Source organism: Paenibacillus sp. Pae15 (genome assembly GCF_024519685.1).
In the GTDB taxonomy this organism is placed as follows: Bacteria; Bacillota; Bacilli; order Paenibacillales; family NBRC-103111; genus Paenibacillus_G; species Paenibacillus_G naphthalenovorans.
Window position 1 is genome coordinate 328,361 of the sequence record NZ_JALJRM010000001.1, and the last position, 14,707, is coordinate 343,067.

At 52.2% G+C, this 14,707-nt stretch carries 18 protein-coding genes; all 18 read right to left on the reverse strand.

What is annotated here, in order from left to right:
- Positions 1 to 13 precede the first annotated feature (13 nt).
- A complete protein-coding gene (locus tag NR121_RS01580) occupies positions 14 to 709 on the reverse strand; it encodes a ribonuclease HII (RefSeq protein ID WP_256830262.1) in 696 nt (231 codons plus the stop codon).
- Between the two features lie 117 nt (positions 710 to 826).
- Positions 827 to 1,927, reverse strand: coding sequence for a DUF3626 domain-containing protein (locus tag NR121_RS01585; protein WP_256830263.1), 1,101 nt, complete (start codon positions 1,925 to 1,927; stop codon positions 827 to 829).
- A gap of 342 nt (positions 1,928 to 2,269) precedes the next feature.
- On the reverse strand, positions 2,270 to 2,629 hold the full coding sequence (locus tag NR121_RS01590) for a hypothetical protein (RefSeq protein WP_054818964.1): 360 nt from the start codon (positions 2,627 to 2,629) through the stop codon (positions 2,270 to 2,272).
- A gap of 152 nt (positions 2,630 to 2,781) precedes the next feature.
- Positions 2,782 to 3,666 carry a ribosome biogenesis GTPase YlqF gene (gene ylqF, locus NR121_RS01595; protein ID WP_174350629.1) on the reverse strand — a complete coding sequence of 295 codons (885 nt, stop codon included), beginning with the start codon at positions 3,664 to 3,666 and terminating at the stop codon, positions 2,782 to 2,784.
- 43 nt (positions 3,667 to 3,709) lie between these two features.
- Positions 3,710 to 4,288 (reverse strand): signal peptidase I, encoded by a 579-nt coding sequence (gene lepB / locus NR121_RS01600; RefSeq protein ID WP_062407920.1) that lies wholly within the window; start codon positions 4,286 to 4,288, stop codon positions 3,710 to 3,712.
- 71 nt (positions 4,289 to 4,359) lie between these two features.
- Positions 4,360 to 4,701, reverse strand: a complete 342-nt coding sequence (gene rplS / locus NR121_RS01605) for a 50S ribosomal protein L19 (protein WP_054818963.1) — start codon at positions 4,699 to 4,701, stop codon at positions 4,360 to 4,362.
- Positions 4,702 to 4,883: 182 nt separating this feature from the next.
- Positions 4,884 to 5,354 carry a hypothetical protein gene (locus NR121_RS01610; protein WP_171005858.1) on the reverse strand — a complete coding sequence of 157 codons (471 nt, stop codon included), beginning with the start codon at positions 5,352 to 5,354 and terminating at the stop codon, positions 4,884 to 4,886.
- Between the two features lie 9 nt (positions 5,355 to 5,363).
- Entirely contained in the window at positions 5,364 to 5,561 is a 198-nt protein-coding gene (locus NR121_RS01615) for a hypothetical protein (protein ID WP_054818962.1), read from the reverse strand.
- Positions 5,522 to 5,671 carry a hypothetical protein gene (locus NR121_RS01620; protein ID WP_160327349.1) on the reverse strand — a complete coding sequence of 50 codons (150 nt, stop codon included), beginning with the start codon at positions 5,669 to 5,671 and terminating at the stop codon, positions 5,522 to 5,524. The genes NR121_RS01615 and NR121_RS01620 overlap by 40 nt, the downstream gene beginning before the upstream one ends.
- A 15-nt stretch (positions 5,672 to 5,686) precedes the next feature.
- Positions 5,687 to 5,827 carry a hypothetical protein gene (locus NR121_RS01625; RefSeq protein ID WP_171005856.1) on the reverse strand — a complete coding sequence of 47 codons (141 nt, stop codon included), beginning with the start codon at positions 5,825 to 5,827 and terminating at the stop codon, positions 5,687 to 5,689.
- A 288-nt stretch (positions 5,828 to 6,115) separates the two neighbouring features.
- On the reverse strand, positions 6,116 to 6,880 hold the full coding sequence (gene trmD / locus NR121_RS01630) for a tRNA (guanosine(37)-N1)-methyltransferase TrmD (RefSeq protein ID WP_054818960.1): 765 nt from the start codon (positions 6,878 to 6,880) through the stop codon (positions 6,116 to 6,118).
- Entirely contained in the window at positions 6,877 to 7,401 is a 525-nt protein-coding gene (gene rimM, locus NR121_RS01635; RefSeq protein ID WP_054818959.1) for a ribosome maturation factor RimM, read from the reverse strand. Before rimM ends, trmD begins: the two co-directional genes overlap by 4 nt.
- A gap of 70 nt (positions 7,402 to 7,471) precedes the next feature.
- Positions 7,472 to 7,702: a KH domain-containing protein gene (locus tag NR121_RS01640; RefSeq protein WP_062407918.1), complete on the reverse strand. Its 231-nt coding sequence runs from the start codon at positions 7,700 to 7,702 to the stop codon at positions 7,472 to 7,474.
- Positions 7,703 to 7,724: 22 nt separating this feature from the next.
- Complete coding sequence (rpsP, locus tag NR121_RS01645) at positions 7,725 to 8,000, reverse strand: 30S ribosomal protein S16 (RefSeq protein ID WP_054818958.1); 276 nt, start codon at positions 7,998 to 8,000, stop codon at positions 7,725 to 7,727.
- Between the two features lie 32 nt (positions 8,001 to 8,032).
- A complete protein-coding gene (gene ffh, locus NR121_RS01650) occupies positions 8,033 to 9,400 on the reverse strand; it encodes a signal recognition particle protein (RefSeq protein WP_054818957.1) in 1,368 nt (455 codons plus the stop codon).
- Positions 9,401 to 9,429: 29 nt separating this feature from the next.
- Positions 9,430 to 9,780, reverse strand: a complete 351-nt coding sequence (locus NR121_RS01655) for a putative DNA-binding protein (protein ID WP_062407917.1) — start codon at positions 9,778 to 9,780, stop codon at positions 9,430 to 9,432.
- A 156-nt stretch (positions 9,781 to 9,936) separates the two neighbouring features.
- Entirely contained in the window at positions 9,937 to 10,941 is a 1,005-nt protein-coding gene (gene ftsY, locus NR121_RS01660; protein ID WP_062407914.1) for a signal recognition particle-docking protein FtsY, read from the reverse strand.
- A gap of 73 nt (positions 10,942 to 11,014) precedes the next feature.
- A complete protein-coding gene (gene smc, locus NR121_RS01665; protein WP_256830269.1) occupies positions 11,015 to 14,590 on the reverse strand; it encodes a chromosome segregation protein SMC in 3,576 nt (1,191 codons plus the stop codon).
- Positions 14,591 to 14,707 lie beyond the last annotated feature (117 nt).

Sequence of the window (14,707 nt, forward strand, 5' to 3'; positions counted from 1 at the left end):
TCCCGTCCTTTCACTAAAACAACAGCTGCTGCTCATAAACGATCTTTTTAAGAAACGTCTTTCGATGCATCGGTGAAGGTCCGTACTCCTGAATGGCCTCCCGGTGCTTTTTGGTTGCATAACCTTTATGTATAGCGATCCCGTACTCCGGATATTCCACATCCCATTGGAAGCACATCCGATCCCGCGTCACTTTTGCGATAATCGAAGCCGCTGCGATCGATTGACTCCGTGCGTCTCCGTGAATGATCGCAAGCTGCTCTATGGGCACATCGACTTTTTCCGCATCCACCAACAGCATATCGGGAGTCAAATTCAGCTTTTCCACAGCTTCTTTCATGGCCAGCCGTGCCGCCTGCTTAATATTAATTCTTTCGATCGTGGCTACATCGACAATACCGACGCCAACGGCGAGAGCCTTCTCCATGATGATCTCATACAGTGCCTCCCGTTTTTTTTCGCTGATTTGCTTGGAATCGTTCACGTCCTCAAGCACAAGCCCTTGCGGCAAAATAACCGCGGCAGCTACCACATCACCGAATAAACAGCCGCGCCCGACTTCATCCATCCCTGCAATATAAAGCTTCCCTTGCTCCCATAATTCACGTTCGTATTCCAGCATCCGTTTCACCTGCAATTGTTGTACATTCTGCCATGATGTAACATTATACCTCACCCGGTGAATCTTGCCTATCCCCAAACCAGGCATGTCCAATGGCCCTGAAAAAGGGGATGTCAGGGTGGTATCCCAACGTCGCCTCCACACAAGCTGGCAGATATAAGGAATAAAATCCCGGGATTTCCGCCATCTCAAACAATAAGTCCTTCATTCACGCGCAAACGGTTTACCAAATCGAACTAAAATATGCCACATGTATTTTAATTCCTGAAGCACCTCTTCATAGTTCCCTCTGTCACTCCATTGTGCCGGATTACGTTTCAAATCGTTGACGACCGCCCCGATCACACTGGCGTCGATATGATCATTCCGTGCTATCCGCCTGGCCAGGGAAGGCATGGCCGGCCCCCTAAAATCCATGGGTATTTCTTCCGCGTGCATGACAAATCCCATATGCCAATAAAGTTCGATGGAATACTTCAAGCCTATTTGCTCTAAAATTTCTCCTATGTATGTGCCTTTGAACGAAGGATCGGCAACAAGCGCTTCTACGTCATCTTTTAAAACAATATCACCATGAACCTGGGCCTCGATATAGTGGTTAAGGTTTCGTTTGGGCTCACACTTTGAAGGATCCTTTAATGGGCATTCAAGATGATACAAGAGATGATCGATCCATTTCCGCGGTGTCAGATCGTTCTCGCCAATTGCATCATTCCGAAAAAAAGCATCTTTCAACATCGCTGCCAAAATGTCGTCAAACTCATCATAGGTTCCCTTTTCCTTCGGATCCTGATGAGAATCCAAATAAGTGTACGTGCAGCGACAGGAGACCTTGGGTGAGAGAAGGAAGTAGCATGACCCGAACCGTGGAGCCGGTCCATCCGGATGCAGCATTACATTTAAGGCCCCGTACTTCGGGCGCTGACTCTTGGTCATGCCAGCCGACTGATAAGCGCCGCCAAACATCTTTTTCTCCCAAAGATCCCGTGCGCCGCCTGGATAGGCCGATACGCTGCCATTGGAAATTTGAGTTTCGAACTGACTCTTATAGATTCCCTGCTCAAGCAATGCCTGAGCTACACTTTTCATGTCCGCCATTGGCCGGTCGGGATGAAAATGCAGCGAAACCCTCGCGTTCGCCAGCAGTTTGGCGGCGGCCTCCTCAAATGTATTCCAAGGGATATTTGACATCTGAAGAACTTCCTTAATTGACTTTTGAGCATCGCATTTTCGGGCTCTGGCGTACTGTGTGATGTGCTCAATTGCCAAGCGCTGTGAACTTGATAACGCTCTCTTACCTGACATTTGCATCACCTTCCTTGAAATAACCCGACATCGGGCTTATCCCAACTCGAATATATTGACCTCGCCACCTGTTTCTTTGAACTCAAATATTAGACTATGTAAAAAGGGCCGCACAAAGCGTAACCCCTTTTCAGGACGGTGGGGAACGATTAGATTGATTCCCGGCATCACTGCCGGAATGGCGGAACAATTAATAAACGGTTTCCGGGGAGGGGGGGCAGTATTTTTTTCTGGGCAGGACTCCTGCCAGGACATAACGAGAGTGAAGAAAAAAGGATTTGTCCGGCAAATCGCATTTTGTGGAGAATGCACATGGGAGAAAAAATCTACATGCGCACAGCATCAATCTCTGATCCTTTTGCTCAGTGCCGAGGCAACCTCTGAGGGATGATCGATTTGAAAGATGACATAGGTATATTTTTCGTGTCCCTCCAATTCGAGTATGACAAGAGGCTCCCTTTTCTCATAAGAAAGAAAATACCATTCGTTGGCGTATTTAAAGCTCCCCTCATAAATATGAAGCGGCGCGATCGAAGTTCCGGGCATCCGGAGCATCCACATAGGGGCATCAAAGTAATCCACAACAACCCTTTTGATCTTTGGATAGGGGATAACGACTTGCCGTTTTAATGCAAAGATACAGGTGAGCCCCGTAAGCTTTAGAACAAACTCTGCATCACCAAACCGGATCTCTCTTCCCACCTTCTTACACCTCTCTTCCAAACTCATATTTTTCTGCAGCCATCATACCATAAAAGTACGCATTTTCATGAACAGCCGGCCTTTTCGCATGAGAAGCAATGATCATGATGAAAAAGAAGCGGATAACCCCGGACGGCGGTTCCGCTTCTTCCTTATTCCGTATTTGCCGTCATTTCATCCGGCGTTTCCATACTGATTCTTCCCAGCTTACCGGCACGAAGCTCGCGCAATAGGGTAAGCGACGCTTTCTCCAGGTCTACCCTTCCGCCGCTCATTAATGCACCGCGTTTGCGGCCGATCGCTTCCATCAATTCGACGATCGCATCCGAATCTTCGGGATTCTCCGGCAGTTCGTCCAAACCAAACCGGTCCTTCAAGGCTTCCCCATAGTGCCCGGCCAAATAACGCACGGCAAAAAACGCTATCTCTTCCGGATGCAAAATTTCCTCTCTAATCGCTCCGGTGGCTGCTAACCGTAAGCCGACCGTCTGATCTTCAAACTTGGGCCACAAAATGCCCGGCGTATCCAGCAGTTCCATCTCCGTTCCCACTTTAATCCACTGCTGGCCTTTCGTTATCCCCGGCTTGTCACCGGTAGCCGCTATTTTACGGCCTGCCATACGGTTGATCAATGTCGATTTTCCGACGTTGGGAATGCCTACGATTAAAGCGCGAATCGCACGCGGGTTGATTCCTTTACGCTGCTGCGCTTCAATTTTGCTTGCCAAAAGCTCTTTGCTTCGCTGCATGATCTCTTTCACCGGGTTGCCCTGAACAGAATCGATCGGAAGCGCCCGAAGTCCCCGCTCCGCAAAATAATCGATCCACCGCTTCGTCACATCCGGATCGGCCAGATCGCTTTTATTCAGCAGCACCAAACGGGGCTTTTGCAGCAAAATCTCATCGATCATCGGGTTGCGGCTGGACAAAGGAATACGCGCATCCAGCAGCTCGATCGCCAGATCGATCAGCTTCAGCTTATCCTGAATTTGCCGCCGCGCCCGCGTCATGTGACCCGGAAACCATTGGATTGTCATTGGCAGGTCACCTCAACTTTACACCTTTCATCTATGTTACGCTCTAGAAATGAACCAGACTTATTTTATCGAACGGCCAGAAAATCAAATCGGCGCGTCCGACAATCTGTTCGTATTTAACAAAGCCTACAGTACTGTCCCGGCTATCCGAGCTGTTGGACCGGTTGTCCCCCATGACGAATATACTTCCTTCCGGTACGGTTTGCTCCGGATAATTTCTTGTGTTATAGGGTATCCCTTGTTTCGCCGCTTCATCCAAAGCCTGCTTCAGGTACGGCTCATCCAGCAATTGTCCGTTAACATACACCTGATCGCCTTCCACCCGAACTTTCTCGCCCGGCAATGCAATGACGCGCTTTATGTAATCCTTGTCTTTGGTTGCATGGAACACAAGGACTTCCCCGCGTTCCGGGTTACCGAACCTGTATGTTAACTTATTGACGATGAGGCGCTCCCCAGTATGAAAGTTTGGTTCCATCGAAGGCCCTTCCACAATGAACGGGGCGAAAATGAGCCAGCGTATAAAAAACACGAGAGCGGCTGCAATCAGCAGCGCTTTGATCCATTCCCAAACTTCGTTTTTGATCGGATTCGCTTTTTCTACTGTCTGATCCTGCTCCATATGCTCTCCTGTCCTTTCGCCAATGTGAGAGAAAACGAAAAGGAGCTTGGTTCGCAAGCCCCTCCTGTTTCTTATCGAATTTCCTGAATTCTAGCTGCTTTACCGCGCAGACCGCGAAGATAGTAGAGCTTCGCGCGACGGACTTTACCACGGCGAGCCACTTCAATCTTATCGATCTTTGGAGTGTTAATCGGGAACGTTCTTTCAACGCCGACACCGTAAGAAATTTTTCTTACTGTGAAGGTTTCGCTGACACCGCCTCCGCGGCGCTTAATAACCACGCCTTCGAACAGCTGAATCCGTTCGCGCGAACCCTCGATAACCTTAACGTACACTTTCAGCGTGTCGCCAGGACGAAAATTCGGAATGTCGGTGCGAAGCTGTTCCTTCGTAATCTCTTGGATCAAATTCATAGATGACTCCCTCCTTCCACACAGGTGTTCTTGCCGCCTCTTCAGATGTATGATTCTTTCGTTGTCACGAGCAGAGGACCACCGTATTCAAGCAAAAATGCCACAACGATATGTATCATAGCATAAATAACATAGAAACTCAAGAATAGGATTTCCCGCAATAGCAAAATGATACTGCAGACTTATTCATAAGCTTCGCTTTTGCCGTATAAAACCAAATAGTAAAATCCGTCATGCGCCGCCGTACCTCCGCTTCCACCTCCCAATGCACCCAGCATTCTGGATAAACCGGGAGCCGGATATTTTAGCACCAAAGTAATCGTAGGGTCCGCCGCATCCCGATATACCTTCGTTCTGGTGCTTCCTTCATAAGTCGGGTAAGCGGTACTGTCCACCACCACCGGGCCCATCCCCAGCGCCGCTAATCTGGCGTTCATGTTCGCTTCTATAAGCGGGCTTACATACCCTACCGCTTCGGCTTCTTTTAATCCATGATTGGCGATTGTATTCAAATGGTTTGCTTTCATCACATAAACAAAAAAAGGGACGACCGCAAAGCATAAGAACAGCATGACCGGTATAATGAATAAGGTAACAAGGACATTGGCCATCCCTTCCTCGTCCCGCAAGATAGAAACCCGTCTTGCCATCATGCCCTCCTGTCAGTCGGTGATGTAATCAAAACCGCGGACATTCTCTGTGATCCTCCTATGGCCGTCTTTTATTTGCTCTCCCATCCCTTGTCCGCCTGCCGGACGAAAAATATAGACGCAAATACCAAAGATCAGAACGACACTCAAGCAAGTAATGATCAGCTTGCTCATCGTCTTATCGAGCCGCAGCCGCTGTGATGCCGGCATTCAGATTGGATGCCCTTCGGTTGCGACGGCTCCGTCCGGGCCCCCGATAAAAACATGGCCGCCCCTTCAAGCCGTACGGCAATAAGGCAGGCAATCTCTAATTTCCCCATAGGTCCACTCTCTCCTCATTGAAATGCGTCATGGATTTGTGCTTTCGTCTGGTTTCCCGCCGAACCAGCGGCCGGAACAATCTGTGCTCCAAGAACATAGAGCGCGGCTCCCGAGAGCAGAACGGCCATGAGCACCGCTACTATGATCTTTGACATGTGTGCCTCCTTATCGGAATTCGCAGCTCCTTCAGCCAGTGGAACACTTTTCTTCTCCATTTTGTGCGGAACACGCATGCCCCTCCTTTCTGTATCCTGTCAACGTACGGGTTCCGGAATGGAATGAGCCAACCCTAAACGCAAAAACCGCCTTATGCATGCAAAACTAGCATGACATAAGGCGGTTCTTCCGCACGTTTCTTTTGTTGGTTAGATCTTATCATATTTCTATTAAAAATGCAAATATTAGGAAAATTTTTGTTCGCAACCATACGCTTGATCAGAGAGTCACTCATGACCTTCAGAGCGCTGCCGGACAGCTTCTTTCGCCTTTTGTTCCTCCAGCCAGCGTCGCTCTTCTTCCGTCAGCACTGCATGCTCCAGCAGATCCGGTCGCTTTTTCCACGTTCGCAGCAGCGATTGTTTTCGCCGCCAATCCTTAATGTTGCCGTGATGTCCGGATATCAGGATGTCCGGTACCTCCCAGTCACGGAATTTGGCCGGACGCGTATAGTGCGGATATTCGAGAAGTCCCGTACTGAACGAATCGGTAACAGCCGACGTTTCGTTGCCAAGGACACCCGGAATCAGGCGTGCCACACTGTCGATGACCACCATAGCAGGAAGCTCGCCCCCGGTAAGCACGTAATCGCCTATGGAGAGCTCGTCCGTCACCAGATGCTCCCGGATCCGTTCGTCGTAGCCTTCATAATGACCGCAAATAAAAATGAGATGCTTCTCGCGTGAAAGCTCTTCCGCTTTCCTTTGCGTAAAGGGTTCGCCCTGGGGACACATCAGAATGATCCGGGGACGCTGCTCCAGGACGGAGGTCAACTCCTCCACCGCTGTGAAAATCGGTTCGGGCTTGAGCACCATGCCGCCGCCCCCGCCATAGGGGTAATCATCGACGGTGTTATGCTTGTTGTTTGCATAATCCCGGAAATTCACCGTGCCGAGCTGCAACAGCCCTTTCTCTTGTGCCTTCCCTAATATGCTGGAGGAAAACACGCCCTCAAACATCTCCGGGAATAGGGTCAGTACGTCGATTTTCATAGCTCCAACAGACCTTCCATCAGATGCACCGTCACTCTTTTTTGCTCCACGTCCACTTTCAAAACGACCTCATCGATGTAAGGAAGCAGCAGCGGTTTGCCTGCAGAGCGCTCCACCACCCACACATCGTTGGCGCCGGGGGATAATATTTCGCTGATGGTCCCAAGCTCCTCCCCCTCTTCGGTAAAGACGCGGCAGCCGATGATTTCATGGTAATAAAATTCATCATTCCCCAGCTCGGACAAGTACTGTTCTTCGACCTTCAGCAGCCACCCTTTGTACTTCTCCACTTCATTGATATTGTTGTAGCCCTGGAACCGGACAATGATCATATTTTTGTGATCCCGCGACGATTCAACGATAACGGGAAGGGTGTCACCGTTCTCAGGATTAAAAAACACGAGCTTGCTGCCCTTGGCAAACCTCTCTTCCAAAAAATCGGTCTGCGGCACGATCTTGAGCTCGCCGCGAATGCCGTGCGTATTTACAATTTTGCCGACCGTGTATAACTTTTCGCTCATCGTTACCTCCGGAGCCTGCTTTATATAGAAGAAAAGAGTTAGGAGCAGCTCCTAACCCTCATCTTTTCCATTACGATACGATTTCAACCGAAACCCGTTTGGGTTCCTTCACTGCAGCAGATGTGACTACGGTGCGAAGCGCTTTGGCAATACGTCCCTGCTTGCCGATCACTTTCCCGACATCGTCCGGGTGAACGGACAGCTCGAACGTAATGGTGCGTTCATCTTCCACCGTATTCACGCGTACTTCTTCGGGATGATCCACCAACGCCTTAGCGATAACGGTAATAAGATCCTTCATCGTACCCTCCGAATCTTACAGATTACTTCTTCTGCAGTTTGGATTCGTGAAACTTAGTCATAATTCCGGCTTTGCTGAACAAGCTGCGAACAGTATCGGAAGCTTGAGCACCAGTTTGAAGCCATTTCAGTGCTTTTTCCTCGTCAATATTGACAATGGCCGGTTGAGCCACCGGATTGTATGTGCCAATCTCTTCGATAAAGCGACCGTCGCGCGGAGAACGGGAATCCGAAACCACTACGCGGTAAAAAGGAGCCTTGTGAGCACCCATACGCTTCAGACGAATGCGAGTTGCCATGCATATCACCTCCCCAATAGAATCAAAAATCTTTAAAACGGGAACTTCATCCCGCGGCCGAGCTTCTTGAGCTGCTTCAACTGCTTGGCCCCTTTGGGGCCCATCATGCCGGAGAATTGCTTCATCATTTTGCGCATGTCTTCAAACTGCTTGATGAAACGGTTGACGTCCTGGATGGAATTGCCGCTGCCCGCCGCCAGACGCTTGCGCCGGCTCGGATTCAGCAGATCCGGGTTTTGCCTTTCTTCCTTCGTCATCGATTTGACGATTGCAGCGACCCGCGACATTTGCTTGTCGTCCACCTTGAGGTCCTTCATCCCCTTCATCTTGCCTGCGCCGGGCAGCATGTCGAGCAGCTGATCAAGCGGACCGAGCTTTTTGACCTGCTCCATCTGATCAAGAAAATCATCGAACGTAAACTCGGCCGTGCGCAGCTTGCGCTCCATCTCCTTGGCTTTATCGGCGTCAATGGTCGCCTGTGCTTTCTCGATCAAGGTCAGCATATCGCCCATGCCGAGAATCCTTGAAGCCATCCGTTCCGGATGGAACGGCTCCAGCGCATCCATCTTTTCGCCCATCGCAGCGAACTTAATCGGGCAGCCTGTGACCGCTTTAACCGACAGCGCAGCCCCGCCACGCGTATCGCCGTCCAGCTTTGTCAGAACAACACCGGTAAGCTCAAGCTGTTTATGGAAGCTTTCCGCTACATTGACGGCGTCCTGTCCGGTCATCGCGTCGACGACAAGCAAAATTTCGTTTGGATTCACCGCTTCCGCGATTTGCTTCAACTCGTCCATCAAGCTTTCGTCAATATGCAAGCGACCCGCAGTATCGATGATCAAATAATCGTTGTTATGATCCTTCGCATGCTGTAGCGCCTGCTTGGCGATCTCCACCGGACTTACTTTATCGCCGAGCGAGAATACCGGGATTTTGAGCTGCTCCCCAAGCACCTGCAGCTGCTTGATCGCTGCCGGACGGTAAATATCCGCCGCCGCAAGCAGCGGTCTGTGATTTTGCTGCAGCAGCAGCTTGGCCAGCTTGCCGGAGGTCGTCGTTTTTCCCGCCCCCTGCAGACCCGCCATCATAATGACCGTCGGCGGCTTGCTTGCACGAACCAGCTTGCTCTGTGTGCCGCCCATCAAGGCGGTGAGCTCCTTGTTTACGATGTCGACTACGACCATGCCCGGCGTGAAGCTTTGCATCACTTCCTGCCCGATCGCCCGTTCCTTCACCTTCGCGACAAATTCTTTGACGACCTTGAAGTTCACGTCCGCTTCCAGCAGAGCAAGGCGCACCTCGCGCAGCGCCTCGTTGACATCGTCCTCCGTAAGTTTTCCTTTTCCTCTAAGCTTGCTGAATACGCTTTGCAGTCGGCTGGATAATCCTTCGAATGCCATAAGGGCTTCACCACCTTGCGAAGGGAATATTAGTCAAGTTCATACAGGTGTTCCGTTATAGCCCTGACTTCCGCTTGTTTTGCTGCGGGCAAGTCCCGGACTACAAGCTCAAGCTGCTGAAGGAGCTTCCGCCGCTCTTCATGTTTGGCGAGCAGTTGCAGCTTCGATTCATAATCCTCCAGCACGGATTCGGCCCGTTTAATATGTTCGTATACCGCTTGGCGGCTGATGCCGAATTCGGCCGCAATCTCCCCAAGCGAATAATCGTCATGAAAATAATGCTTCAAAAAAATCTGCTGCTTCTCCGTCAGCAGCCGTTCGTAGAAATCGAACAGCAAATTGATCCGGGTCGTCTTCGAAAGGACGGTTTCCTCCGTCATTCGTGCCTCACCTCCGTTAAGGTAAAACACTTTACAGCAAGCAACATCACCTATCATACTGAATTCGCAGATCGTTGTCAAGATTTTCTCCTTGTCAGCATAAATGCCTGTCAGAACGGGATCCAGAGAGCCTTTGCCTTACCGGTAAGCCTAGCGTCAGCTCTCCGCCTGCTCCTGGTCCTTATCCGATTCCGCAATCCATTTGCTGAACAGGGCATGTACAAACTGATCCGAATCGAAGGGCTGCAGATCGTCCATCTTTTCCCCAAGACCGACGAATTTGACCGGCAGCTTCAGTTCTTGACGGATGGCCACGACGATGCCGCCTTTGGCCGTTCCGTCCAGCTTCGTTAAAACAAGGCCGGTCAGCCCCGATTTCTCGTCGAACAGCTTGGCCTGGGTCATCGCATTCTGTCCCGTCGTCGCATCCAGTACGAGCAGCACCTCATGCGGCGCTTCCGGCACTTCGCGGCGAATGACGCGATAAATTTTGTTTAGCTCCTCCATCAGGTTCACTTTGTTCTGCAGCCGCCCGGCCGTATCGCACAGCAGCACGTCAACCCCCCGCGATTTGGCCGCCTGCAGCGCATCGTACATCACAGCCGCCGGATCGGAGCCGGCCTGCTGTTTGATGACGTCCACACCGACGCGGCGTCCCCATTCCTCCAGCTGCTCAATCGCGCCTGCCCGGAAGGTATCGCCAGCCGCAAGCAGCACCTTTTTGCCCTGCGACTTCAACCTATGCGCCATTTTGCCGATCGTGGTCGTTTTGCCTACCCCGTTCACGCCGACGAACAAGATGACCGTCAGTCCGTTCTCCGCCATCTTGAGCTCCGCCTGCTCGCTGGCCTTGAGCAGCGCAATCAGCATTTCAGACAAAATCGGCTGGAGCTCGCCCGGATTTTCGATTTTGCGTTTGCGAACTTCGCTTCGGAGGTCGTCGATCAGCTTCAAAACCGTATTCACGCCAACATCGGCGCCGATTAAAATTTCCTCAAGCTCCTCATAAAAATCCTCGTCGATTTTTTTGCGGCGCGAGAACAAGTCCTCCACCCGCTCGACGAACACATCTCTTGTTTTCGCCAAGCCTTCTTTAAACTTATTGGTTACCGATTCGGTCTTGGTCGAGATCGTTTCCTTCAGACGTTTGAAAAAGCTCACTGCTGAGCACCTGCCTTTATGATCAATATAACTATACGTGAGCCCGAATGTATTGCGGCACAGCCGCTGCCGGTCAACCGGCCTCCATGATCGCCTCGTCTTCCTCCAAGCGAACGGAGACGAGCTTGGATACGCCGCCTTCCTCCATCGTTACGCCGTACAGGACATCCGCTTCCTCCATCGTCCCTTTGCGGTGCGTCACGACGATAAACTGCGTTTGCTGCGAGAATTCGCGCAAGTACTCGGCAAAGCGGGCTACATTGGCCTCATCCAGCGCCGCTTCCACTTCATCGAGCACGCAGAACGGCACCGGCTTGACGCGAATGATCGAGAACAACAGCGCGATGGCTGTAAGCGCCCGTTCGCCGCCGGAAAGCAGCTGGAGATTTTGCAGCTTTTTGCCCGGAGGCTGCGCCACAATCTCAATGCCCGTGTCAAGCAGACGATCCGGTTCGGACAGGATGAGATCCGCCCGGCCGCCGCCGAACAGCTTTGCAAAGACAACAACAAAGTGTGAACGAATCGCATCGAAGGTCGAGCGGAACCGTCTTCCCATCTCCTCGTCCATCTCGCGGATCACAGCATACAGCGCGGTCTTCGCCTCCACAAGGTCATTCTTTTGCTCGGATAAAAATTGATAACGCTCATTGACGCGCTGATATTCATCGATCGCGCCGAGGTTCACCTCGCCGAGAATAGCGATTTCGCGTTTGAGCTCGCGGACTTTGTTCTGCGTACCCAGCACATCCTCAGGAACGGGATAGCGCACCTTCGCCAGCTCGTAGCTAAGCTCGTAGTCATCCCACAACTTCTTGAGCAGATTCTCCAGTTCCACGTCCAAGCGGTTTACGCGCACTTCCGTCTGGTGCAACTGTTCCTCCACTTGGCGAAGCTTCGTCCGCTGATCCTTTGTTTTGCTTTCTTCCGCTTCCAGCTTCGCGATCCATTCCGAACGTTTAGCGCGCTTCATATCCAACTGCTCGGCGCACTGCTGCTTCCTCAGCTTCAAATCGTTGAGCTGCTCGATTTGCAGCACGCTTTCCTGCTCGTGGTTCGCCATATCCGACTCCTGCTGCCGCTGCAGCTCCCGATTGACCTCCAACTCTGCCTTCAGCGCGTCGAACTCTGCCCGCAAGCGGCGATCCTGCTCCTGCAGCGACTGCTTTTCCTGCGACTGGGAGGCTGCGGTTACCTTCAGATCGGTCAGCTGGGTTTGCAGCTCCTCCTTGGCCATTTCGCTCGCTTTACGGCGGATTTCCGCCTCGCGAATCGCTCCCTGCAGGGCCGTCTCTTCGCCTTGCAGGCGCTCTAAAGCCTCAAGCGCGCTGATCCGGCGCTTCTCCAGCTCAGCCCGCTCTTCCGCAAGCGACTGCCCGTCTGCTCCATAGAGCTCAAGCTGCTGAGCGACCTGCTTTGCCTCGTTTTCCAGCGGTTCCAGCGATGCCCGGATCTGCTGCTCTTCAATCCGCCGGTTTTCGCCAAGCGCCCGCAGCTCGTCCAATTCTTTCGACGCTTCCCCGATCTCGCGCCGCATCTGTTCCGCTTTTGCACGCAGACTGCGAAGCTGGGATTCGGATTGAGCGATTTCTTTGTCCATTTCCTCAATCTGACGCTGCCGGCTAAGCAAGCTGGCCGTTTTCTTTTGCTGGCTTCCTCCAGACATCGACCCTCCGGGATTGACCACATCGCCCTCCAGCGTGACAACGCGATAGCGGTATTGCACCCTGGCCGCAATCCGGTTAGCCATTTCCAGCGTCTGCGCGATAATAACATTGCCCAGCAAGCTTGAGGCAATTTGGCGATAAGACTCGTCGAACTGCACCAGATCGACGGCAATCCCGACAAACCCTTCCATTCCCTGCACCTGTCGCTGCTCGCTGTCCGGAATCGACCGTCCCCGGATGACATCCAGAGGCAGGAATGTAGCACGGCCAAGCTGCCGGCGCTTCAGGAAAGCAATCGCCTCCCGCCCGTTCGCCTCGTTATCCACGACGATATGCTGAAGCGCGCCGCCCAGCGCCGTCTCCATGGCAAGCTCCACATGTGCAGGCACCTTCACCAGCTCGGCGACAGCGCCGTGAATACCGCGCAAATCACCGCGTTTCTTTGCTTTCAGCACCTCTTTAACGCCGTGCATAAAGCCGTCGTAATCGTTTGCCATCTCACGCATCGTATCGCGCCGGGACACCATGGCGTCCAGCTTTTGCTCCCATTTGCGCACGGTCGCCTGAGCCTCTTCCAACAACGTCTGCTTTTCTTTCAGACCTTGGCTCAAATCTAAATACCGGTTGCGCACTTCGGCAATTCCATCGACGACCTGCTGCAATCTGTGCTCCAGCTTCGCCTTGCGCTCGGCAATGCTCTCCTGCTGTTCGGCCCACTTCCTATGCTCGTCGCCCAGCCGGTCCATCCGGCGGGTCAGTGCCTCAAGCTGCTGCTCGGCATACCTCGCTTCGTTGCGCGCGTTGGCCGAAGCGTTCAACACCTCCAGCAGCTCGCTTTTGAGCCTGTCCTCCTCGGCGTTGCTGGTTCCGCCAGCAACGCCCAGCAGACGGTCTTCCTCCGCCTTCAGGAGCGCCTCCGTTTCGGACAGACGGCTGGCAATCTCCCCAAGCTTGTCCCGCAGCGCAGTAATTTCCGCTTCTTTTTCGAGAAGACGCTGTTCTTGCTGCCTTATGGTCAGCTCAAGCTGATTCCGGTTGGCGGCGTAGTTCTTTTTCCGCTCCTTTAATACTTCTCCGTGACCTTCGCACTTCTCGAAGTCCTCGCTGAGCTTCAGCAGCTGCTGCTGAAGCTGCTCGATATTCTCCTCCAGCTTTCTCATTTCCAGACGGTCGGTTTCAAGCTGGGCATCGTGCACGCTTACAAAGCCGGACAACTCCAGCTGGGCCTGACGCAGCTCTTCAAGCTTGGCATTGGTTTCAGACCATGTTGCGTGGATCTGCTCAATCTGGTATACATACATTGCGATTTCGCTCGATTTCAGCTGCTCTTTCAATTCTTTGAATCGAACAGCCTTCTCCGATTGAATTCGCAGCGGTTCCAATTGGTCCTCCAGCTCCGTCACGAGATCGTGTATCCGCAGCAGATTTTGTTCGGTTTCCTGCAACTTTTTTTCCGTTTCTTTCTTGCGCGATTTATATTTCACAATCCCCGAAGCTTCCTCAAATATCCCCCGGCGATCCTCCGACTTCGTGCTCAAAATTTCCTCGATTCGCCCTTGGCCAATGATCGAGTAGGCTTCTTTCCCGATCCCCGTATCCATGAACAGCTCGGTAATATCTTTCAGCCGGCAAGGCTGCTTATTGATGAGGTATTCGCTCTCGCCGCTTCGGTGAACTCTGCGGGTCACCGTCACTTCATTATAATCGAGCGGCAGCGATTGGCTGGTATTATCCAGCGTCAGCGACACTTCCCCGTAGTTAACCGCTTTGCGGGCGTCGCTGCCGGCAAAAATGATGTCTTCCATCTTGCCTCCGCGCAGCGACCTGGCGCTCTGCTCCCCCAGCACCCAGCGAATGCCGTCGGAAATATTGCTTTTCCCGCTGCCGTTGGGTCCGACCACCGCGGTAATCCCCTGAACAAACTCCAGTTCGGTGCGGTCCGCAAACGATTTAAAGCCCGAAAGCTCGATACGTTTCAAAAACAATTCGCTCACCTCTTACGGCTATTGTAACATATTCCCTAGACTTAGTAGATACAGTTGCCTTTAACGCATAAAAAAAGCGACGACCTGTTACACCGGCCGCCACTTCCACTCCCATTT